This is a genomic window from Nisaea denitrificans DSM 18348 (assembly GCF_000426505.1).
In the GTDB taxonomy this organism is placed as follows: domain Bacteria; phylum Pseudomonadota; class Alphaproteobacteria; order Thalassobaculales; family Thalassobaculaceae; genus Nisaea; species Nisaea denitrificans.
In genome coordinates, this window is sequence record NZ_AUFM01000018.1 from 1 (window position 1) to 21,818 (window position 21,818).

22 protein-coding genes and 2 tRNA genes are annotated in these 21,818 nt (G+C 58.8%); 7 read left to right on the forward strand and 17 right to left on the reverse strand.

Annotated elements, in window-relative coordinates; genetic code table 11:
* The 3 genes from K328_RS0113040 to K328_RS0113050 form a co-directional block, all read right to left on the reverse strand.
* Positions 1 to 462: GTP-binding protein (locus K328_RS0113040; RefSeq protein WP_028466350.1), on the reverse strand; the 462-nt coding region annotated here is incomplete at its 3' end.
* Between the two features lie 100 nt (positions 463 to 562).
* Positions 563 to 636, reverse strand: a tRNA-Gly gene (locus K328_RS0113045).
* A gap of 108 nt (positions 637 to 744) precedes the next feature.
* Positions 745 to 829: transfer RNA gene (locus K328_RS0113050), tRNA-Tyr, on the reverse strand.
* A 200-nt stretch (positions 830 to 1,029) separates the two neighbouring features.
* Between K328_RS0113050 and rlmB the strand changes: the two genes are divergently transcribed.
* A complete protein-coding gene (rlmB, locus tag K328_RS0113055) occupies positions 1,030 to 1,839 on the forward strand; it encodes a 23S rRNA (guanosine(2251)-2'-O)-methyltransferase RlmB (protein WP_084608294.1) in 810 nt (269 codons plus the stop codon).
* Between the two features lie 150 nt (positions 1,840 to 1,989).
* A complete protein-coding gene (locus tag K328_RS0113060) occupies positions 1,990 to 3,459 on the forward strand; it encodes a hypothetical protein (RefSeq protein WP_028466352.1) in 1,470 nt (489 codons plus the stop codon).
* 21 nt (positions 3,460 to 3,480) lie between these two features.
* Here K328_RS0113060 and K328_RS25855 read toward each other — a convergent pair whose 3' ends face one another.
* Both K328_RS25855 and K328_RS0113070 read right to left on the reverse strand, forming a co-directional pair.
* Positions 3,481 to 4,131 carry a c-type cytochrome gene (locus K328_RS25855; RefSeq protein WP_051284885.1) on the reverse strand — a complete coding sequence of 217 codons (651 nt, stop codon included), beginning with the start codon at positions 4,129 to 4,131 and terminating at the stop codon, positions 3,481 to 3,483.
* Between the two features lie 147 nt (positions 4,132 to 4,278).
* A complete protein-coding gene (locus K328_RS0113070) occupies positions 4,279 to 5,415 on the reverse strand; it encodes a zinc-dependent alcohol dehydrogenase family protein (protein ID WP_028466353.1) in 1,137 nt (378 codons plus the stop codon).
* A gap of 245 nt (positions 5,416 to 5,660) precedes the next feature.
* Here K328_RS0113070 and K328_RS0113075 point away from each other — a divergent pair, with 245 nt between their 5' ends.
* A complete protein-coding gene (locus K328_RS0113075) occupies positions 5,661 to 6,116 on the forward strand; it encodes a GNAT family N-acetyltransferase (RefSeq protein WP_036554270.1) in 456 nt (151 codons plus the stop codon).
* 20 nt (positions 6,117 to 6,136) lie between these two features.
* Here the strand turns inward: K328_RS0113075 and K328_RS0113080 are convergent, their stop codons facing one another.
* From K328_RS0113080 to K328_RS0113090, 3 genes are all read right to left on the reverse strand, one after another.
* Positions 6,137 to 7,384, reverse strand: a complete 1,248-nt coding sequence (locus K328_RS0113080) for an FkbM family methyltransferase (RefSeq protein ID WP_028466355.1) — start codon at positions 7,382 to 7,384, stop codon at positions 6,137 to 6,139.
* A 419-nt stretch (positions 7,385 to 7,803) separates the two neighbouring features.
* Positions 7,804 to 8,571: an SDR family oxidoreductase gene (locus K328_RS0113085; RefSeq protein WP_028466356.1), complete on the reverse strand. Its 768-nt coding sequence runs from the start codon at positions 8,569 to 8,571 to the stop codon at positions 7,804 to 7,806.
* A 62-nt stretch (positions 8,572 to 8,633) separates the two neighbouring features.
* Positions 8,634 to 10,160, reverse strand: a complete 1,527-nt coding sequence (locus tag K328_RS0113090) for an ankyrin repeat domain-containing protein (protein WP_028466357.1) — start codon at positions 10,158 to 10,160, stop codon at positions 8,634 to 8,636.
* 532 nt (positions 10,161 to 10,692) lie between these two features.
* Here K328_RS0113090 and K328_RS23950 point away from each other — a divergent pair.
* Positions 10,693 to 11,280 (forward strand): 3'-5' exonuclease, encoded by a 588-nt coding sequence (locus K328_RS23950; protein WP_036554271.1) that lies wholly within the window; start codon positions 10,693 to 10,695, stop codon positions 11,278 to 11,280.
* 25 nt (positions 11,281 to 11,305) lie between these two features.
* Here K328_RS23950 and K328_RS25860 read toward each other — a convergent pair whose 3' ends face one another.
* The 8 genes from K328_RS25860 to K328_RS0113135 form a co-directional block, all read right to left on the reverse strand.
* On the reverse strand, positions 11,306 to 11,785 hold the full coding sequence (locus K328_RS25860) for a gamma-glutamylcyclotransferase family protein (RefSeq protein ID WP_169721209.1): 480 nt from the start codon (positions 11,783 to 11,785) through the stop codon (positions 11,306 to 11,308).
* Between the two features lie 11 nt (positions 11,786 to 11,796).
* On the reverse strand, positions 11,797 to 12,261 hold the full coding sequence (locus K328_RS0113105) for a hypothetical protein (RefSeq protein WP_169721210.1): 465 nt from the start codon (positions 12,259 to 12,261) through the stop codon (positions 11,797 to 11,799).
* 24 nt (positions 12,262 to 12,285) lie between these two features.
* Complete coding sequence (locus K328_RS0113110; RefSeq protein WP_028466359.1) at positions 12,286 to 13,230, reverse strand: acetamidase/formamidase family protein; 945 nt, start codon at positions 13,228 to 13,230, stop codon at positions 12,286 to 12,288.
* Positions 13,231 to 13,252: 22 nt separating this feature from the next.
* The gene (locus tag K328_RS0113115; protein WP_028466360.1) at positions 13,253 to 13,855 is read right to left on the reverse strand and encodes a DUF2062 domain-containing protein; all 603 of its coding nucleotides are present in this window, start codon (positions 13,853 to 13,855) and stop codon (positions 13,253 to 13,255) included.
* Positions 13,856 to 14,010: 155 nt separating this feature from the next.
* On the reverse strand, positions 14,011 to 14,826 hold the full coding sequence (gene phnX / locus K328_RS0113120) for a phosphonoacetaldehyde hydrolase (RefSeq protein WP_028466361.1): 816 nt from the start codon (positions 14,824 to 14,826) through the stop codon (positions 14,011 to 14,013).
* Between the two features lie 17 nt (positions 14,827 to 14,843).
* Entirely contained in the window at positions 14,844 to 15,980 is a 1,137-nt protein-coding gene (locus K328_RS0113125; RefSeq protein WP_028466362.1) for a TIGR03364 family FAD-dependent oxidoreductase, read from the reverse strand.
* A 77-nt stretch (positions 15,981 to 16,057) separates the two neighbouring features.
* Positions 16,058 to 16,606 carry a PAS domain-containing protein gene (locus tag K328_RS0113130; RefSeq protein WP_156901332.1) on the reverse strand — a complete coding sequence of 183 codons (549 nt, stop codon included), beginning with the start codon at positions 16,604 to 16,606 and terminating at the stop codon, positions 16,058 to 16,060.
* Between the two features lie 222 nt (positions 16,607 to 16,828).
* Positions 16,829 to 17,335: a protein tyrosine phosphatase family protein gene (locus tag K328_RS0113135; protein ID WP_156901334.1), complete on the reverse strand. Its 507-nt coding sequence runs from the start codon at positions 17,333 to 17,335 to the stop codon at positions 16,829 to 16,831.
* Positions 17,336 to 17,504: 169 nt separating this feature from the next.
* Here K328_RS0113135 and K328_RS0113140 point away from each other — a divergent pair, with 169 nt between their 5' ends.
* Complete coding sequence (locus K328_RS0113140; protein ID WP_084608296.1) at positions 17,505 to 18,710, forward strand: pentapeptide repeat-containing protein; 1,206 nt, start codon at positions 17,505 to 17,507, stop codon at positions 18,708 to 18,710.
* 18 nt (positions 18,711 to 18,728) lie between these two features.
* Here the strand turns inward: K328_RS0113140 and K328_RS0113145 are convergent, their stop codons facing one another.
* The gene (locus tag K328_RS0113145) at positions 18,729 to 19,844 is read right to left on the reverse strand and encodes a hypothetical protein (RefSeq protein ID WP_028466366.1); all 1,116 of its coding nucleotides are present in this window, start codon (positions 19,842 to 19,844) and stop codon (positions 18,729 to 18,731) included.
* 193 nt (positions 19,845 to 20,037) lie between these two features.
* Between K328_RS0113145 and K328_RS0113150 the strand changes: the two genes are divergently transcribed.
* Both K328_RS0113150 and K328_RS26690 read left to right on the forward strand, forming a co-directional pair.
* Positions 20,038 to 21,279 carry a pentapeptide repeat-containing protein gene (locus K328_RS0113150; RefSeq protein ID WP_028466367.1) on the forward strand — a complete coding sequence of 414 codons (1,242 nt, stop codon included), beginning with the start codon at positions 20,038 to 20,040 and terminating at the stop codon, positions 21,277 to 21,279.
* Positions 21,280 to 21,289: 10 nt separating this feature from the next.
* Positions 21,290 to 21,652 (forward strand): PilZ domain-containing protein, encoded by a 363-nt coding sequence (locus tag K328_RS26690; protein ID WP_156901336.1) that lies wholly within the window; start codon positions 21,290 to 21,292, stop codon positions 21,650 to 21,652.
* Positions 21,653 to 21,818: the final 166 nt, after the last annotated feature.

The following is a 21,818-nucleotide window of genomic DNA, read 5'->3' on the forward strand; positions in this document are numbered from 1 at the left end:
AACTTCGAGCTCAACAAGCTCAAGAAGCTCTTCGTCGTCAACCTGATCGACCTTGTTCAGGAACACAACAAGCGCCGGAACACCAACCTGGCGTGCCAGAAGGATGTGCTCGCGGGTCTGCGGCATCGGGCCGTCAGCGGCCGACACAACCAGGATCGCGCCGTCCATCTGCGCAGCGCCCGTGATCATGTTCTTCACATAATCGGCGTGGCCCGGGCAATCGACGTGCGCGTAATGACGCGCTTCCGTCTCATACTCAACATGGGCCGTCGAGATCGTGATACCACGAGCACGCTCTTCCGGGGCTTTGTCGATCTGGTCGTAAGCCGTGAAGCTTGCGCCGCCGGCTTCCGCCAGGACCTTCGTGATCGCTGCCGTCAAAGACGTCTTGCCGTGATCAACATGGCCGATCGTGCCAATGTTGCAGTGCGGCTTATTCCGCTCAAACTTTTCCTTCGCCATCGCGCACGTGTTCCTGCTTGATTAGGCGGCCAAACCGACATTGCGCCGGGAATGACCAGAATTGATCCCTGTGCTTGGCCTGTCCGTGGCGTCCGCGCGATGGAGCGGGTGATGGGAATCGAACCCACGTATTCAGCTTGGAAGGCTGCTGCTCTACCATTGAGCTACACCCGCCCAGCACATCGCACACCACGGCGGTGCCCGCGACTCTCATCCCGAACACCAACCAACCTCTATATCTCGTCCCTGCCCCAATACCGGAAACCGGCGCCGGAAGCAGGATGGTGGTGGGGGTTGGATTCGAACCAACGTAGGCATAGCCAACGGGTTTACAGCCCGTCCCCTTTAGCCACTCGGGCACCCCACCTATTTCCCCAAACGCCGATTTTGAAGGCCACCGAAATGGCTCAACAGGCTTCCGCGTTGGAAGGGAGTGCGAAATATGAGAAATAGACTCTGTTTGTCAACGTGAAAAACATGGCAAAAGCGGCAACGAGGGCAATTCATCGATTGGCCCCTGTTTCCTCCCGCAACATTCCGGAGCAATCCGGGCATCAGGTAGTCACCATGGCAAAACCCCAGTCCCGCAAGCCCAGCAACGCCAGACGGCACGGCAAGCCTGCCCCGAAACCTAGAGGCCGCGATATATTATGGGGCTGGCACGCCGTCGCCATGGCTCTGCAGAATGAAAAGCGCCGGATCACCGGACTGCTTTGTACGTCACGGAACGAGGAAGAGCTCGGCCAGCGCCTGAGTGCTTTGACCGACTCGCGGCGCGACGAAATCCCCGAGCCGAAGATTGTCGAGAAAGATACACTCGATACGCTTGCCGGACCCGATGCCGTGCATCAGGGGATCGCTGCTGAAGTTCTGCCCCTGCCGGACGTGGCGATTGAGGACATTCTGGAAGATGCGGGCGAGCGGTGCCTTCTGGTTCTGCTCGATCAGGTGACAGACCCGCATAATGTGGGCGCGATACTACGCTCGGCTTCTGCCTTCGGGGCCCGTGCGGTGATCGCACCGGACCGCAATGCCGCGCCGACAACGGGCGTTCTGGCAAAATCTGCTTCCGGCGCACTGGACGCGATTGATCTTGTGCACATCACGAATCTGAGTCGCACCATGGAACAGCTGAGAGATGCCGGGTTCTGGTGCATCGGGCTCGACGGCGAGACGGACGGCACGCTTGATCGGGCCGACTTGAAGGGCCGGATCGCGATCGTCATGGGCGCGGAGGGCAGCGGTCTCAGGCGCCTGACACGTGAGAAATGCGATCTGCTCGCGCGCCTGCCGACCTCGGGCCCTGTAGCGACCCTGAATGTATCGGCCGCGACAGCAGTCGCCCTATACGAATACGCTCGGCAAAATCATGATTGAGCCGGAAGACCGCATGAGTGAAATATGTCACATGTATATCCTGTTGCCCGTTATAGAACACTCCCGTTATTCATGTTCTAATTCCATGGTTAACAAGAAAAAAACCAATCGAATTAAGCTTTCTTTCAGTTAAGTCGTGCAGAAAGAGTGATGGACCCGCAAAAAGCAGAAGCGCAAAGTTTCAAGGATGCCGTCTGCGAAGACGTATCCGACTTCTATTCGCGGAAGTCGCGTGATGCTATCGGCCGCGCTGCCGGTCGGTATCTGCAATCCGTGCGCCTTACCCCGATGGAATTACTGCATTCGAGCCGGCATCAACGCGCTTTCAGCGATGCCGGAACCACCCTTATGCAAGCGGTCCAGAAGGCCGCCATCGCGCAGGTCAAAGGCACCAACATCCCGGTCAGTGAACGGGTGCGCCGCCTCTATGAGATTACCGACAGCCTGTATAAGGAAGCGTTGGAGAAGCACGAAAAGGAACCGCCGGAAAAACTCGTTAAAAGCATGATTCCGGATGTCATCGCACTTCGGGATGGCGAAAGCCCCTCTGAACAGGCTTTTCGGATTCGGGCCGCGCTGACGGCGACACTTGACGGCATCAATGACTGGATCAAGAAGTTCGAAACCCTCTACGAGCTCGGCCATGACATTGCCGGTCTCGAGGCATTCGGGCATTTCGATTCCTTCATCGCGGAAATCCTTCGCGCACCGAATATCAGCAAGGAGATTTTCGGCGAACTGCCCACCGCCGGAGAAGAAATAGACCGCCTGCTTGCTCTCTACGATGGAGACGTCGAGCCGTCCCACGCTCCTGGCAAGCCGGCGAATGCGAAGAAATTCTACACCCTCGCAAAAACCGGCTACATCCCAGAAACACGGGATGTCCTGCTGCGCATGCTGACGCTGGCACTGAATTCAAGTGGCAGGCTGACGCGCGGGGATCTTCGCACGGAGCTGGAACGGGTACGTGCGATCTTCAAGCGCCTGTCAACGCCCAACGGCTTCCTTGGCGGCGAGGATTGTGAGATTGGGCTGCAGAAACGCGAAGCGTCCCTGCTGAGCGACGAGACCATCGATCTCCTGCTTGGCGGCCGCATCGATGTCGGCGAGAAGGTCTACCTGGCTCTCCAGATACGCAAGCAGGCGATCAGCGAGAGAGGCGCGGATTATCTCTCGAAATACGTCACCTCGATCGTCGGTCAGCCGGACTTCTCCCGGGCCGTGTCGGGCAAGGAAGGATCGATTGAGGAAAAGCTAGGCTTCCTTGGCAAGGTTCACAAGGAGACCAAGGCCAACAATCTTCCCCCACGCATCGAGGACCGGATCTGCCGGACTTTGGAAGAGCTTCAGGAGGAACTGTTGGAGAATAACGACTACTTCAAGAAGCTGGAAACACGCCCGGGATCCACCGCTAAAAAAGCCCTCATCGTGATCGACCTGATCGGCGAAGGATCCCTGATCGGAGCCGCGACCCTGAAAACGGCACGCAAATCGGCGCACGATTTTATGAAGAAGGCCGATTTTCTGGAAAGCTATCTCGCGGATAGCGATGCCACACAGAGCAAGAGAGCCCGCATGCAGGACCTGGAACGCCGACTGAAATCAGCCGGGCTCGCGTGACCGGACCGCCCGGCAAGAAGGCTATCCGCCACCACCCCGTTCACTTTCGAGTTTGGCCTGCCGCTGTCGGACGTCCTCCGGCCAGCGACTTTTCAGAAACGCCACGAGAGCCCATATGCCCGGGTCGGCGAGTTGAATTTCAAACCCCGGCATATTGTTCTTGTAGCTGCGTGGCGAGAATGGCTGGCCGCCATATTTGATCACATCGAATATATCGTCATCGCTGAGGCGCCAGATCGGCGCGGTTCCATCCAGCGGTAACCCCGGGCGGTTTCCGGACGGAAAATCGCCATCCCAGCCGGCCTGCCCTTCCAGAGAATCGCCGTGGCAGAAGGCACAATTATCCCGGTAGAGTTTATGTCCCTGCGCGACCAGGGCCTCGTCCTGCCAATCCGCATGGACCGCCGTATCCACCATCCTGCGCTCATAATAGATAGAAGCGGCCGTGATAAGCGCGCCGATCAGCGTTGCTGCCGCAAGGAAGCGCCCCTTCGGGCCAAGCTTCCGTGAGATCCGGTCGGACAGCCCCATCCCGATTACGGCTTCGTCCTCCTCGGCGGCATCGACCATCTGGCGGAGCAGTCTGTCGCTGCGCCGTTCCCCACCGGAGAAAGCCTTGGCGCGGATCCGCGCCTTACGGCGCGCACTGCGTTCGTTATCGGTACGGCTCACGATCCATCTCCGGGGCGGTCGGACAAGACACCATGCCATGGATCATACGCGATTGTAGAAATGGCTGTCATCTCACGCACTGATGCCTGTTCTCTTTTGCCCGTTCTTCCGGCGCCCGCCCCAGGGCACCGGAAGAACAAACCACCCTCAAGCCGCGTGCGGCATCAGGATCTGCCGGATGGCCGAGCCGTCGGCAAGCCGGTCAAAGCCTTCATTGATATCGTCAAACCCGACCGACCGGCTGATCAGAGCGTCGATCGGCAACCGGCCTTGCTGATAGAGATCGATATAGCGCGGGATATCCCGCACCGGGACACACCCGCCCATATAGCTGCCCCGGATCGCCTTTTCGTCCGATACCATCGCCGGCGGCGTGAAGGTAAAGGTGCTGTCGGCCGGCGCCAGACCGGCGACCACAAGCTCACCGCCAGCACGCAGCACGCCGTATCCGGTCTCCATCGCCGGGATTGCTCCGGCGAAATCGAACGCGAAATCGACCCCGCCGTGCGTAATGTCCCGGACCTGTTCGGCCAGGGTGGGATCCTTGGCGTTAAACGTGTGTGTCGCGCCAAGCTGACGCGCGAGGCCGAGACGGTCGTCATTCAGGTCGATGGCAATGATGGCGCCCGCGCCGGCCACCTTGGCGCCGAGCAACCCGTTCAGCCCGACTCCGCCGAGCCCGATCACCGCCACGCTGTCTCCCGGCCGGATGCGGGCCGTGTTCAACACAGCGCCGACACCGGTCATCACCGCACAACCGAAAATCGCAGCTTTCTCCAGTGGAATGCTGTCGTCGACCTTGACGCAACTGCCCCGATCAATCACCGCGTATTCGGCGAAACAGGAGACACCCGAATGGTGTGCCAGAGATTCGCCGGAAGCGGATTTCAGGCGGCGTCCGCCGCCCATCAGGTCACCCTTGGCCCTGGCCACGGCATTGACCTCACAGATCTGCGGGCGGCCTTCAAGGCACCGGCGGCAGCGGCCGCAATTGGCGCTGAACTGGAAGACAACCGGATCGCCCGCTTTCAAATCGCGGATGCCGGGGCCAACCTCAACCACCTCGCCGGCGCCTTCATGGCCAAGCACCAAAGGCACCGGGCGCGGCCGGTTACCGTTGATCACGGAAAGATCGGAATGGCACAATCCGGCGCCGATTACCCGGACGAGAATCTCGCCCGCTTCCGGCTTCGACAGCTCCACTTCTTCGACGGAGATCGGCCGCGATTTTTCAAAAGGCGCCGTTGCCCCCGACTGCCGCAATACGGCCGCACGCATCTTCATGACTGTTTCCCATTCCCGTTTTTTGCTTTGTTTTGCCGCCGGTCGGCAGCGCGTTCCGGCATTGATCGCACCGGTCCTGAAAGGATTTACAGCAGCAGTTTAAGCTGCCCCAGCCAAGGCCGCAATCGCATGACATGCTCGCCCGGTTTCGGAGAGCTGGATAACCGCATGGCGGAGTTTATATCTCGCGCCCGGCATGCCCCGGCGCTATAGAAATCGCTCCGAAGACCAACCGGATCAGTTCCATGTCCCTTATCTTCCGCCGTGCCGACGAGGCCGACCTTCCCGCCATCATCGCCATGCTCGCCGACGACGAGCTCGGACGGCAGCGCGAGGATACCAGCGTGCCCGTTGCCGACTGTTACCGCGATGCCTTCAAAGCAATCTCAGCGGACGAGAACCAGCTTCTTGCGGTCGCGGAGAAAGACGGCGCCGTCATCGGTACCCTCCAACTCACCTTCCTGCCCGGCCTTTCGCACCAGGGCCTCTGGCGCGGCCAGATCGAATCCGTGCGGATATCCTCGACCGCGCGGGGCGGCGGGATCGGGCGGCAATTACTGGAATGGGCCGTCGCCACCTGCAAGGAGCACGGATGCGCGATCATACAGCTGACCAGCGACAAGAGCCGGTCAGATGCCATCCGGTTCTATGAGAGCCTCGGTTTCAAGGCGAGTCATGAGGGCTTCAAGCTGAAGATTTGAGCGCCTCGGTACCTTTCGGTTCAATCACGCGGGAGACAATAAAAAATCGACTCGTACCGGGTCATCGAATAGCTGCCAAAATAGAAATCATACCCCTCGCACATCTCCATCAGCGCAAGCGGCATTTCCCAGAGATGCCGTGTTGCATGATAGACGCTGAAAGCGAGCTTGGGGCGGTATCGGGAGATGATCGGCGCGATGTCCTTGAGGATCATCTCCTCAGCCCCCTCCACGTCGAACTTCATGAGGTCGATGCGGTCTGGAGCCATTTCCTCGACCAGCGACGTGATTTTCCGGGTCGGGAAGGTTTGGAGCTTGTCGGGGCTTCGCTCCTTCGCCTCCTGCGTCATTGAATACTCGTGGGATGCCGCCTGCCCGTCGTCATATGCGAGGAAATCGGCCACACCATCTTCGTTCGTGACGCAGTAAGGCCAGATTTCAGCGACGCCCTCGAATTGCTCCATTGCCGTGCGAACGGAGCGTGACAGGAAACGGTAGCCCAGCGGATCGATATTGATGAGCCGGCCGCGTCCCTTCATCAGCGCGGCGAAGACCGGGAGCTCAAACCCGTCGAAAACACCGAAGTTCAGGACTGTATCGCCCGGAAAAACCCGCGCGTATTCGAAATACTGCTGACCCCGGAGCATTGTATTGACGAAACATTCCGCCCTATTCGCCGGAGTGCCGAGAAGCACGGACCGGTAGGCATTCTTGCTGCACTCATCAGCGAGCGCAGATCCTACAGCATTGATCTGCCCTACATGCGCCTTGATCCGGTTTGGATCGTTCAGAGACGGAAACAAGCGGGGCGCGATGCTGATCTTGCCATCCTCGGCCTTGGCATGCCCGTCCCGCAGCAACATATCCGTGGCAACGTTCGATGACAGCTGGATAACGTCCGTACGGTCTGCCGCCGGATCGAGGCCAACCATCTGGGCATACCTGGTCATGAAAACCGCGAGCCCGTTCGATGGGCAATCCGTCGCGAAGGGAAACACTAGAATACGGTCCGCCGTCCACCCTGCTGCACCGAGTTCAACAGCACGGCGAAGCCAGTCAGGCTCGGAAATGAGGACGACATTGTCACCGGTTGGTGCCGGGACAGTTCCCTCTTCAACCACTCCTGAAAACAAGGCTCCAGGCCGGATCAGCTTGATCAGGTTGATGAGCCCGTGGGTCAGCGCATCCGTGCCGTAGATCAGATACGGGCAATCCGGCATCTCTATCGGGTGGGTGATCGGCGTGTAATCGGATGTCGATGAAGTCATTGATCGCCAGGAAAACAGATTCGGTTATGAGGAGAAATACATCGTCTCCCGTTGCACGGAAACAAATTGCCGCTATAGGGCTGCGGTCCCGGGCGATTCCGCGCCTCCATTTTGAGTGAGTGCGACAGAGGGCCAAAAAACCCGTTGCTCATCCGGCCCGCTTTCTAGATCCGTGATGATGATACTGGTTCCTTAGCAGGCAAAGCCTGTGGACTAAGAGGGAACATGGAAGGGACGATCCAAAAGGGGCCCGAGCCGTGACGGCCCCCGCAACTGTAAGCGTGAGCGCTTCCAAGACGTCACTGGCCAACGGCCGGCTCTATCGCGCCGGCGTGTGACGCATCGGAACCTGACGAAAAAACGGCCTCTTCGGAGGCCGTTTTTGTTTGTGGCTGGACCGTAGCTCTACAGACCGCCGCTCAGCGGTAGGTTTGCCCGCCATCGAGATCGACCACGATCCCTGTCGCCCAGCCCGCACGCGGCGAGCAGAGGAACGTCACCACGTCGGCGATCTCCTCCACAGTGGCGGCCCGGCCCAGAGGCTGGCCAGCCAGAAAATCCTGCCACCGGTCCGCATCACCCTTCTCGTCAGCAGCCTTGGTCTTCAGCAGTGTGACGAGACGGTCTGTCGCAACCAGTCCCGGATTGACGCCGAGCACGCGCATGCCATCCGCCAGCGCGTTCGAGCCCATCGCCTTGGTGAAGGCATTGAGCGAGGCATTGCCCGCGGTGCCGGCGATGTATTTCGGATCCAGCTTCACGCCCGCAAGACCGATGACATTGAAGATCACACCCCCGCCCTTCTCTTTCATCAGGGCATAGAAGGTGCGGGTCATGTTGATATAGCCGAACACCTTGAGATCCCAGGCAGCACGCCAGGTGGCCTCATCGATGGCCTGCAAATCACCGCCCGGAATGGCGCCCGCATTGTTCACGACAATATCCGGCACCGGCAGTGCGCCACCGAGCGCTTCCACCGCACCCGGGGCGGACAGATCCACTGGATGAATTGTGCAGGTGGCGCCGGCCGAGACCAACTCGTCCCGCGCCTGCTCCAGCCGCTCTCCATCACGGGCAACCAGATGCACCCCGCACCCCTCAGCCGCGAACACCTTCGCGCAGCCGAGACCAATTCCCTTCGATGCGCCGGTGATCAGAACGCTTTTACCTTCAAGTCCTAAATCCATCTCGATCCTCCCTGCTGCGGATCGGAGCGATCATGTCGCTCCGATCCGGCTTTCGGTCAGTATCAGGAGGATAAAGGCGCGGCGCCATGCTCCTCTCGCCAGTCGGAAAGGAAATCAGCCATTTCCTCCGAGCCTGTCGCTTCCATATCTTCGGCGGGGAATCGCGCCCCGGCCTCCAGAAGCAACCGGGCGCAGGCAACATGATCCGCCCCGTCCGACCGGGGAGCGAATTCCGCGCCGTGAATGACCGTCCCGATGGCATCACCGCCATGGCGGTTGCGGTGTGTCAGATCCGCGCCCTGCGCCATCAGATAGTCGACCTGATCCACCCGGCCATTCCAGCCCGCGACATGCAGGGCCGTCAGCTTCATCTCGTCTGCTTCGTCCGGATTCAGTCCGGCCTCGATCAGGGATTTTATCTGGGGCAGCGCATCCTGGGTCCCGGCGATGCGGACCACGAGCTTTCTGTCTTCACTGCCGAGCTCCATACCCCGGACGCTGCGCTGCGGCTGTGCCCCATCGGCACAGGAAGCCAGAATCGCTGCTCCGGGATCAAGTTCCTCGCCGAAACCGGCCTCTTCCAGAACCCGTGCGAAATCCCGATTGCCGTAAAGACATGCCAGCGCGTAGGCACTGCGCCCACGCCATAGGGCAGTCGCATCCGCGCCAAAAGACAGCAGCAGCTCCGCAAATGCGCCGGACCGCCCACGCCGGGCCGCCTGATGAAGCGTCGTGAACGTCACCGGCGGCTGGCCGCCCGGATGGTGATGGTGCAGCCCTTCATTCGGATCGGCACCGTGCTCCAGCAGAATTCGCACCGGCTCAATCCGGTCGAAATCGAGTGCCCGGGCCAGCGCATTGGTGCGCGCTGGATTGACGCCATGCCGGCAGAGCAGTTTCAGCCCCTCGGTATGGTTTAGTTCCACCGCATGATAGAGGCTCTCATTGTCATCCGGATTGGCGCCATGCCGCAGCAACCATTCTGCAACCGGCATATTGTCCGCATGCCCGACAGCGCCATAAAGCGCCGACAAACGATGTTCGCTTCCGGGCTCCTCCGCATAGCTCTCGTTCGGGTTCGCACCGTGTTGCCGGAGCAGCTCCGCAATCGCGAGGATACGGTCCGCCGGAACGTCTGCGGATGTGTGATATTTCGAGAAACAGAGATGGAGCAGCGGTGTCCGGCCATGAGTTTCGGCGATGGCGAGGGACGGGTCCGCCCCGATCCGGACCTCGACCGCTTCCAGATCATACAGAGCCAGCTCGATCGCGAGATCGAAATGAGCAAGCGCCGGATCCGCCCCCAGCAGCCTCTCTGTCACCCAGGTCTGGCCGTGATAGAGAGCGGACCGGAGACGTTTTGCCCGGCCCGAGCGGGTCATACCCGCCGTCTCCAGAGCAAGCTTCAGCTTGGGCCAGCACTCGTGGCCCTCCTCGACGGCGATGACATGCAGGAAATCGGCGTGAAGCGGCTTTTTCGGTGCAGGCACGACAGATCGCAGACGGCGAAGCGCGTCGGCATCGCCACGCATGCAGGCCTTCTTCAGCAGTTTCGCCGTACGGCGCAATTTTTCGAGATCGGAGGACATCCGTTTTCTCCCGTTTGCGCGCCCATGGATCCGCTATGTCGGGCGCCGGAGGAAAACCGGAAATATCAGGTTTGTATCAAGGTGCTTAACGCTTTCCGCGGATCCGGAGGCTGCCTCATCAGCAATTTCAGATATCACCGGCATGCATTCCCCGCAAGGCTCAACCGTGACCTATGCGAGGGAAAACCCTGTGTATCCATTGACCCTCATCCGATTCGGAGGCACTCTTTTCATGTCCCATCCGGACACACGGAATCCACAACAGGGAGGTCGTATATCGCGATGGAGCCACCGAATCAGGTAACGCGTTCCTGAGAACGGAACGCGACGGCAACAAGCGGCAGCTGACGCTTCAAGTCCGCAGACATACCAAGTTTTTGAGAGCTAAACGCTCGATAGTCTGTTTTATGCAAGAAGCATGTAATCATGCTATGCCCCACTCGACGCTCATGCGCGGTGGGGCTTTGCATTTCAGTCCCTCTTATCCCGCGTCAACTGAGAACGAGCCTGGGAATCACGGATAGCCCCTGCAATGCATAAAAACCTGCGCCATGACCGGGTGCTGGTCGTCGATCTTGAGCTGACCTGCTGGGATGGGCTGCCGCCCGACGGTGAGCGTCCGGAGATCATTGAGATCGGTGTTGCCGAGATTGACCTGAAGCGGGACGAGATCAGCCGTACCGTTTCCATGCTGACCAGCCCCACCGCCTCCCGCATTTCCCCGTTCTGCAACGATTTCACAGGCATTACGGATGAAATGATGCAGGCTGATGGAATTCCTTTCGAGGATGCCTGCCGGCAGTTGCGCAAGACCTACGGGTCGACGTCAAAACTCTGGGTCGGTTGGGGCAGCGACGATGCGCTGCTCGATACCGAGGTTCAGGCAAAGGGCGCCGTCGATCCCGCCTCGCACTGCTACCTCGATCTCTGTCAGGTCCAGGAATATGTCCTGGCCGGCGGACGCCGGATTTCGCTCGACGAAGCATTGAAAGTGATGAAGCTGGAGCGGGCCGGAACGGCGCATCGAGCTCTCGGCGACGCTATCGATACGGCCCGCCTGTTTCTGGCCTGGCGGGAGCGGTTCGGTCTCGGCGCCTTGCCGCACGAGCACTTCGACTGAGACCATTCTCCCGGCATCCCAACTCTCAGCTCCCGTAAATCTCCCGGACCGTATCGAGCCAGAGACGATCCGCCTCTTCCGGATCAAGCACGCCGAAGCTGGCCATATAGATCCCGGCGACCTTCAAAAACCGGTGCTTCTCGTCACGGACCCAATCCGCATAGGACCAGGTGATATCCATCGGCGCGATATTCCGCACGGCGCCGCAATAGAGAGCCCTCGCCGGACCCGATGCGGTGTCGACTGAACATTGCTCAATGGCGAAATCGAAATCCTCGAAGAACCGGATCCGCTGATCGTCCTCAGGCCCATACTCACGCAAGAGAAGGCCTTCGACCTGCCCGTCGGGATCTTCGACCAAGGCTGGGTAAGGCTCGCCTTCAACCCGGACACGGGCAAAGCCGGACAGGGTTGCCACCGTCGAGAGCTGCCCCGGATCACGACCTAGGACAAGGGAGAGCACGTCCTGATCCATCAGGGTACCGAAGAAGAAATAAGGAAGCACCCGCATCCGCCCTAACGCTTATCTGCCAGATATACAGTGCAGCGAGTCGAGCCCTCGCGCTTGAATACATAAATGCCGTCCTGAGCCCCGACATTTCTCGGCCCCCGTATGTCCCGAGCGCGTGCGGCACGGTAGACTTCGCCTCCGATCCGGACGAAACCACCGCCAAAGCGCCGAAACTGACCAACCCGGCATGCATCCGTCGCCGTTTGATCCAGCTCGACGACTTGCCTCATCGGCCTGCTATCCATGAAAAGCAGGCCGGCTTTCCGGGGGGTTTCGTAAATCGTTTTTTTAACCACCGAGACACGTTTCATCCGCCATTTCGGCTTCTCCGCCACCCGTGACAGGTGGCGCGGGTTGGTGCGCTCCGGCGACATGCGTTCCGCCACGGACGATGAGACCGGCACAGTGCCACCGGCCACAAGTGCAGCCAGCAAGCACGCCGTACGAACAAATCGAATGGGGTTCTTCATTTCATCACCCGTTCATCGTTCCGTTCAGCTGGCATCCGCCAGCAGGTGTTTTGCCAACATAACATGGATCCCCTTGTTTCCATTGACCATTTGCGTGACCCGGAGGTCCGCGGCCAGGCTGCACAGCATGTAAGCTTCAGCTCGGGTGCGGTTCGTACGAGCCGTGATCAGATCAAGCATCTGACGCAACGCGTCCCGGCCCGCTTCGTCCAGGTCCTCGTTGAAGGCCATGGTAATGAAATGATCCGGCGTTTCGGCGCGCGGCAGGGTCAGGCTCATGTCATCCCGCACCGTCAGGCGGAAGCGGCCCTCAAGAGCGGTTTCGATGGCTGTCACGCAGACCTCGCCGTCACCCTGGGCGCCGTGCCCGTCACCGGCAGAGAACAGCGCGCCCTCGACGAAAACAGGCAGGTAGAGGGTTGTGCCCGCCACCAGTTCCTTGTTGTCAAGATTGCCGCCATTGGCACGCGGCTGAATGGTGCTGACGCGGCCCCAGACCGGCGGCGGCGCAACACCCATCACACCGAAAAACGGATGCAGCGGCAGCTCAAGCCCCCACGGCAGGCGACCGATATTACGCTCGGTATCGATGGCGATGATGGAAAGGGTGATTTCGTCGAAGTCATCGGGCAACGCGCCCTTGAGCGGCGCGCTGTAATTGAAGCCCCAATCCTGCCGGACCTTAACGTCGAGAATGTCGACCTGCAGCACATGTCCGGGCTTGGCGCCTTCGACATAGACCGGGCCGGTCAGAATGTGACCGGGCAAACCCGGGCGCATTTGGTCGATAACGGCCTGATGCTCAGGGAGAACCGTATAGCCGTCTCCCGGCAGGACCGGCTTGTCGCCGGAGATCGACTGTATGGTGACTTCCTCGCCCGAGGAAATCGTCAGGGCCGGAGTAAGATCCGCATCGAAGAATCCCCAATGCACCGTTTCCGGACTGCTCTTGAGCATATGCCCCCGCATAGCTACCCTTTCCGTATTTGAATCAATGATGATTGTCAGCGGCCGGTTGGCCGGCTTTGAGCGCCGCCGCCTGCTTGCGTGCGGCCTTCCGATCCTGTCGTTCGCGTCGCGCGACCTTGAAGCGCTCGATGTAGATATGGCTCCAACGATACCCGATCCAACCGCCTACGATCATCCATGGCACGCAGCCGACGAACAGAGGCAGGCCCCATTCGTCCAACATCGCCGTCAGATAGGTCCAGACAGCCGTAATTCCTGAGACGTCGAGACTCAGAATTGCATCCAGTCTCTCGGAAAAATGACCGAATGCCGTCAGGTTTTCCCAGCGGCCCAGCATCAGGTTCCCGGTCTGCAAGAAAACATAATAGACGATCGGGACCGTGAAGACGTTGGTCGCCCAGGTCCAGGCGAGCGCCACGACCAGATTGAAGGTCCAGGACGGGCGCATCAGCCTGATCAACGACCAGATACCAACCACAATCGGCATTTGCACACCGACCAGCGGCGTCAGAGACACCGCGACTCCGATACCGACACCCCGCGCCGTATAGTCCGGCAACCCCGTCCCACGGAGGATCGGAATGACGAGCCGGTAACGCAAAAGACGGCTGAGAGGAGTTATCATCGGACAGTTCAATTCGTATCGAGTGTGTCAAACAGCGTGACGGACCAGCCATAGCAACCAAGGGACGGCATCGTCACGCCACAACAGGACGATTTCATGAATCTCTTTATATTTGGTGACCGGGCCCGGCGATTACACGCCCTTACCCGGATTCTCTAGGGACGCTCGCCTTTGGCCAGCCGTGCCTCGATATCGTCCACCACGTCGAGGAGCGATGCGACGCTGTCGATCAGATAGTGCGGATTGCAGCTGCGCAGCGTCTTTTCTGCCTGGCGCTTTTTCTCCGCGAACGCCGCTTCGTCCAGCGCTTCGGTTTCTTCCAGAGACAATCCAAAGGCATTGCCGGAAACAGTCACACCCACGGTCCAGCAGCCCGCCGCGTTGCCTTCGGCAATCCCCGGCTCGGTGTCGTCCACCTTGATGCAGGCCGAGGCGGGCCAGACATCGAGATCCAGAAAACATTTGTACATCATCAGCGGAGTCGGGCGACCATGCGCCAGATCACCGGCGCAAACGATGTTGTCAGGTGCATAGCCGCGATCCTGTGCGATCGGCACCAGCCGTTCCATGATCTCGCGGTTGTACCCGGTCGTGGAGCCGATCTTCATGCCCCTCCCGCGCAAAGCCGCAACCGTATCCAGCGCACCCGGAATGATATCGGCGAAGTCCGGAACCACATCGACATTCATCGGCACGAAGATCTCGTAGATCCGGTCGACATCGTTGTCGGAGAATGCAGCCCCGTGGGCCTGTTGCCAAGCTTCAGCGATACGCGGCTGAGTGCCAACGGCCTTGATGTGATCCCATTTCGGCAGGCCCATCGGGGCCCTCGCTTCATCGATGCTGATCTCGACATCGAACGCGGCGAACGCCCGCTGGAATACTCCCATCGGTGCCCGGCTACCATGATCGACGATGGTTCCGGCCCAATCGAAAATGACAGCTTTGACATGATTGTCGGCGTTGGACATCTGAATTTCCTTTTCGATTAAGCTGCGGCCCCATAGAGCGAGGCAATGGTCTCTTCGCCGAGGGCAAAGGCGGTGCTCATGCCGGTACCGCTGGAGACGACCAGCAACCGAACCCCGTCCTCCGGTGTATCGATGAAAGCAGTGCGGTCCGGCGCGGACGGGTAGATGCCGGTCCAGCGCTCGATCACCCTGGGGTTCGCAAGCTGCAGCATCCGGCTGGCTTCCTCCATGATCAGATCCTCCACCACCGCCGGCGCGAATGGATCCGGGGTTGGTGCGTAATGGTGGGAATCACCGACGACGAGAGAACCGTCCGCTCCCTGCACCACGATCAGGTGGATGCCGTGCGCCAGCCATTGCGGCTGTTCCCGCTCCAGCCGCTCGCGCAGCACCTTGGAGGCCGCGCAGCCGGTATAGCCTTCATAGCGCACCAGACTGAGATCCGACATGACCGCACCCGGCAGCTTCCATTCCGGAGGCTGCGGCGCGACCCGAAGCATCTGCAACTTGCAGAGCCGGAGATTGTAGGATGCCAGCCGCTCCGGATAGAGCGTCGCGATGTCGGGACCGGGGCAGACAATGACCGACTCGGCCCGGATCGTCCCCGTCGTGGTCTCCACCGTTTCCGCTGAGACGCCGGTCACCGCCGTAGACCAGCGGAATTCAACACCACAGCTGGCTTCCAGATACTGCGCCAGACGCGGCAGAGCCTGACGCGGCTCGACCCGCGCTTCATGCGGGCTCCACAAGCCACCAAGCACAATCTTCTGCCCCAGCATTGGCGCCTTTGCCTTGGTCTGCTCGGCCGTCAGAAGGGTGCAGTCGCGCCCCATCTCGGTGGCGGCGAATTCTTCGAGAACCCCAACCGCTTCCGGCCTTTGGGCCGTCACAAGCAATCCGTCATGAAGTACCGGTATGCCAGCCTTGGGAGCGATATCGCGCCAGATCGAAGCCGATTTGTGCGCCCGCTCCCATGTCTTGCCCTGTTTCTGCCCCGTAACCGTCACAAAGCCGAAATTGCGGACGGACGCTCCATTCGATTGCGCGTCCCGGTCAATGATCACGACGCGCTTGCCGCGCTTTGAGGCCGCGAGCGCACTCGAAAGACCACAAATTCCCCCGCCGACGATCGCCAGATCGTAGCTGTGTCCCATATCGCCCATCCGAGTTGATCAGTTCCCTGCCGATAGCACAAAGGTATGACAAAGAAGTTATCTAAGCGAGTGCGGGGTCAGGCCGGATCGACGCTTAAATAGGAAAATTTCCCGGAGACATCTTCCCAAGCATCATCTGCGACGATGAAAACCCGTGGATGGTTTGCCCCTTCACCCGCCTCGAAGATCTGGCAGGTGAGGCTCATATCCGTGCGGGAGCCGTCTTTCGACAGCGGCATGATAAGCCGAGACGTCTTCAGGAGGCGGCCCTGGTCCCACATGAATTTGCTGTGCGCAACAACGGGCGCCCGGCGCTCGCACGCCAGCGTGTAAAGGCCGAGTATGAAATCCAGGTAATTCCCGCTGAGAACACTGGAAAGATCCTTTCCCGTGATATCGCTGCCGAAAAAATCCGTGAAATTCGTGCCGACCACGCGATGACGCACCGTCCGGAGGCTTGTGTCCACGTCGGTCAACAGGCTGTAAGGTAAAAGCTTCGGCCCGATCTCTGCCGGATCAAGATCGCGCCGAAGCGGGATATCATTCCCGCCCTTTATGCCGGTCCAGTAGGCGTACATCGCAATCAGCGTTGCGTCGCCCAGAACCTCTTCCGTCTCTAATTGCAACGCCTCTAGCCCCAAAATCCGAAGCGCAGGAAGCCTGAAATGAAATCAGGCTGGTCGAGGCGACAACTTACCATTCAAATCGATTTTGTCTAAAATTTTTATTAGATTGAGTGCTCAAGTATAATTTAACTTTATTCTTGCAAAGTTATTATAAAAAAAATGGACTTTATTGGCCGGCTTCACACGAATGCGTTACTGCGATCTGCCGGCCAGAATTTCCCCCTATCCAGCAAGTGCTTCCCTATAGCCCTCCAGCAACGGCGCCATGCCGGACAAATCGTATCCCTCCCGTGCGGCCGCAGACGTCACTTCAGCGATGGATTTTCCGTGAAAACACACCTGCGTAAGGGCCCACAGGATTGTCGAGCGGGTCCCGCTGCGGCAAAACGCAAAAACCGGCCCGCCAGCCGCCTCCATCGCCGCATGGTGCTGCGTGACCAGTTCCGGAGATAATGTCGGCAAGGTTATCGGGATGAAAACATAGGATAGGCCCGCGGCTTCCGCGGCAGCCTTGAGCTCGGCATCTTCCGGCTGCCCCATTTCCTCGCCGTCGGGGCGATTGTTGATAATCGTCTTGAACCCGAGTCCCACAATCTCACTCATTTCCTGCGGGAGAACCTGGCCTTTTGCGGCATAGTTTTCGCTGATCTGCTTAAAATCCATCGGGTTCAACCCTCCTGCTTTTATTGAATTCGGGAGACGCCCCACCAGAGGTTCACCCAGTGGCATTCGTCGGTTTCTTCCTGAATAGGAAGCCTCATGTCAAAGCCCCCGCCACCCTAGTCCAGAGGCTAGTTCAATATGAAACCCGATCTGGTATATAAAAATCTCCAGCAAACAACCATACTGTTTGCTTAATGCCCGGCCAGCATCAGATCATCCGGGTTTGGGGGACTCTATGACCTCAGGGTCACTAGATCAGCATCTTCTGCAGGAGGATGCCCAAAAATTCATGGGCGCCTATCTTGCCGAGCACAAAAAATGGCTCCAGCGAAAGCCCGGAGGCAAGCAGTGCGACCTGTCCCGCCTGGATTTAAACGGCATTGACCTCACGAACGCTATGCTTGCCCGCGCCATTATGGTTGGCACCCATCTGCGGAATGCCACCCTCGAAGGGGCCGACCTCAGCGAATCAGACATGTTCGGCGCAAAGCTCCAGGGCGCCAATCTGCGGCGGGCGAAGCTGAAGCGTACAATCCTGCGCGGGGTTAATCTGAAGAATGCGGATCTGTCTCATGCGGATCTGGAAGACGCGGACTTCCGGGGTGGGCTGGTGCTTGGAAACTCCCCCGACGAACGTCTCGGCATGGAGCAAAGCGATCTGAGCGAATGCCTTATGGATTTCGCCCGCGGACAACGCGCCAAACTTTCAAATGTCGATCTCAGCGGCGCAAGCCTGCGGGAAGCGAACCTGAAAGGCGCGGAGCTGTTCGGCTCGGACCTGTCGAATGTCGATCTGACCGGCGCCAATCTCGAAGATGCGGATCTTTCCGATACCCGGCTGACGAACGCCAAACTTGAGCGGACGATCCTTAAAGGTGCCCGCCTGGCAAACAGCATGGTCAGCGAAGACGCGCTGGCAAAAGCGGAAATTGATTCGGATGCGCTCGACCAGATCAACAACCTGAAACTCAGCATCGATCTGGATACCACTGGCGACTTCAAGTCCCTGCCTCCGGAACTGCGCACCGCCCTCGCACAGCACTTCGAATGGCTGCAATCGAATGGCGTCCGCGGTTCCCGCGCGACCATAAAGTCGATGTCGCTGCGGAAACTGAAGCTGCGCCGGCAAAACCTGACCGGAGTGGCATTGTATTCCTGCGATCTGAGCGATGCGGACCTGTCCTTCGCAAATCTGGTGCTGGCGGATCTCGAAAAGTGCAACCTGATGAATGCAAACCTGGCAGGCGCGCTGATGTTCGGCACCAATCTCAAAGGCGCTTTCATGAGCGGCGCGGACCTGTCGAACGCCCATGTTGGCGCAATGCCGATTTTCGGGGCCGACGGCAAGCGGACCGGAAAAGTGCGCAAGACCGATATGAGCGCGGCGAACCTTAATAATGTGAAGTTCGAAGGCGTCGATATGAACGGTATCGTGAAGTAACTTCGGCGCGAAGCTGCTTCAGAGCTTCGGAACGCCGCGTAAATCGCTATGCTGCAGGCCCGCGAATACTGCGCTCCCGTCCTTCATATGCGTGTTCACCTTGGCATTGTAGCAAATGTGCTCGAAACCATGCTTGTCGACGATCTTGATCTTCTGGTTGCGAAAGCGCGCTTCGTCGCGCGGCCCCGTCAGGTAGAACCGGCTCTCTTCGACTTCATTGCCAAAGACCTTCAGGTTTTTGAAACCGTCCAGGACCTTGTTCGCCGCCAGCACGTAGCGTTGCGTGGTCCAGGGCTCCGGGCCCTCGGCCAGATTCACGCAGTCCCCGACCAGAATTTGGTTCGTCCGCGCCTTGCCTATCAGACGTGCCACATTGATCGTTACATCGCCAACGATGTATTCGTGCCTGGCGACATATTTCGGGCTCGGCTCATAGAAGACGTAATGGCTTCCGCCACTCAGAGCCATGCGGAGTTCCGGCAGAGGCATTTTCTCTGACATTTCACGCTGCAGGCTCTTGTAGTAGAGCGAGAATAGCGTCATCAGCACAAACAGGCTGACATCCTGGTTCAGCCCCATCTCCAGATTCCAGACGTAATATCCATCACCTGTTGTCGAACGCCCCATCTCCATCGGCAGACCGGCGCGATGCAACGTCGCCTCGGCGAGGGACAGACTGAACTTCAGTGTCGAGAGATGGCTCGCCTGCTCTTCGGGGGTGTGTTTCGAAAACCCGACCACGTCAATCAGGAACACCGTACGGAACGGCGCGAATCCTATCGAATAGCGCGACATGACGGACTCTACATCCTCGTGGGACAACCCGTTCGATCCGCCCCCGATCGGGAAATCCAGCCTGATCTCTGTCGGCTGAACGCCGACGAACTGCGTGACCTGCTTAAATTCCCCGTCGTTCAGATGGCGAGGGCCTTCAAAGACCCGGCTTATTGGATCCTTCAATTCAAACAAGCGGGTCTTCGGCAACAGGATGAGTTCAAGCCCCTTACCCGACGGACGCCAGGCCACAACCGCGTTCGAGCCGAACTGGGACAGCCCGAACAGCAACTGGTTCAGTGACAGGCGCAGGTCGTCGCGCCGTCCGGAAGCCTGATGTCCCTGGGTATCGCCGTGCATGGATCTTCACCTTGCGTAAAGGAATCACAATTACACTATGTCATTGCTTACTGGGCGGAAACTCCATTGCACTCAAACGCTCTGGGGTTGTCCTACCGAATCCTGAGTCTCTCTTTCCGAGGGTTTCCGCACCGGATCAAAAAACAATACTCCGAGCCAAACTCGGAAAAGACCTGGGACACTGAATGAAGTCATGACCGTGGCATTCGACAACACTGAGTTCAAATCGCTTCCCGAAGAGTTTATGGCGGCGGTTAAATCGCACCATACCTTTCTCACGGGGCGTCCAGGTGGCTTGCGCCTGAAGAACGACGATCTCGACGCATCTCATTGTCGTCTCGACTATATGTCCCTGATACAAACCATCCTTCCATGTGCCGAGTTTTCCGAGAGTTCCTGCATAGGGACCGACTTCAGCGAGGCAGACCTGTACGGATCAAACTTCGCCTGGGCAAATCTGCAAGGCGCGATCTTCAACAAAACGGATGTCCGCGGCTCCAATTTCGTCATGGCCGACCTTACCGGTGCCACGATGACGAACGCCGATCTCCGGCCCGGTCAGATCGTCCGCTGGTCCGGCAATAGCGGTGATGGTCCCGTCAGCACGAACCTCGACAGCGCTAACCTGAACGACGCCAACCTGAAGGGCGCCGACCTTGAGGACGCGAACCTGAAAAACGTCCGTGCGATCGGCACTATGTTTGCCGATGATGACATGCACGCAACAAACATGGCCGGCGCGATCCTGGATGGCGCCGACCTGTCCGGCTCCAAATTGCGCGGCGCTGTGCTTGCCGGCGCATCCGTCAAGGGAACCAATCTGAGCAACTGCGATCTCTCCGGGGCAAACCTGCGCAATGTGGACCTGTCGAAGGCGACCCTCCACAACACCAACCTCGACGGCGCCATCACATTAGAAAACGCCGCCGATCTACCGGACGACATCGCTGAAATCATCCGGCAGCACAGCCAGTGGATTATCTCGGACGGCGAAATCGGTGAACGGGCCGATTTCGGTGGAATGGATCTGAAGAACCTCGCATTGACCGGCTGCGATCTGCGCGGTGCTACGTTCGCCAAAGCGCAGCTCGAAGGTACGGAATTCAATCAGTGCGAATTGATGCTGGTGAATTTCGCCGGGGCGGAACTGAACCGAGCGAGCTTCGTCGGGGCGACATTGCGCGGAACGAATTTCGCCAAAGCGAGTCTGGTCGAAGCCAAGTTCCTCGGTGCCCGGCTTGAGGTCGCTGAAATCTACAATGCACAGCAACAGCGCACCGGCAAATCAATCCCCGTGATATTCAACGGCGCAGTGTTGCAGGGCACCGATTTCTCCCGGGCCAAGATATCTGGCGCTAACTTCACCGATTCGATACAGTTCGGAACGATTTGGACTCATGCGAAAATCGAGAATTGCACCGGCATTCTCGGTTAGACCGGGACAGATGACGGCAAACACAAACAGACCTGCTTCCAGCAAGCCCCCCAACCGGCGCGAGTTTACACGCCGGGCGTCATCTCTGTCTGGCCGACTATCTCTGACAACGGATTTCTCCAAACCCTGGGAGGTGAAAGTCACCAACATCTCACTGACAGGTATGCTCCTCACCGGGGAAATACCGCAAATTCCTCCAGGTCCGCTTTATGTCCGCCTTGACGGCTTAGACGTCACTATCGGTGGCTTCTTCATTATGCAGAGCGAGGCAGGATTGCACCTCAAAGTCACTCTCGACGACCTCCAATTGGCTGAACTGGTCACGCATTCAGAGCTCTATGCATCCTTGGTTCTCGGGGCGATTCCGGACTAGCATTTCTCAGCGTCAGCGCAGCAAGAACAGCTCAAAACATCAACCAAACATCTGATTTATATCATTTTTAAAGAAGACCAATTTAGTCACTTTTTTGCTGTTGCAATTGAGAATGACTTTCAATAATGTCCCTTCATCGACGTCGGAACCAGCGAGACGGAGATCT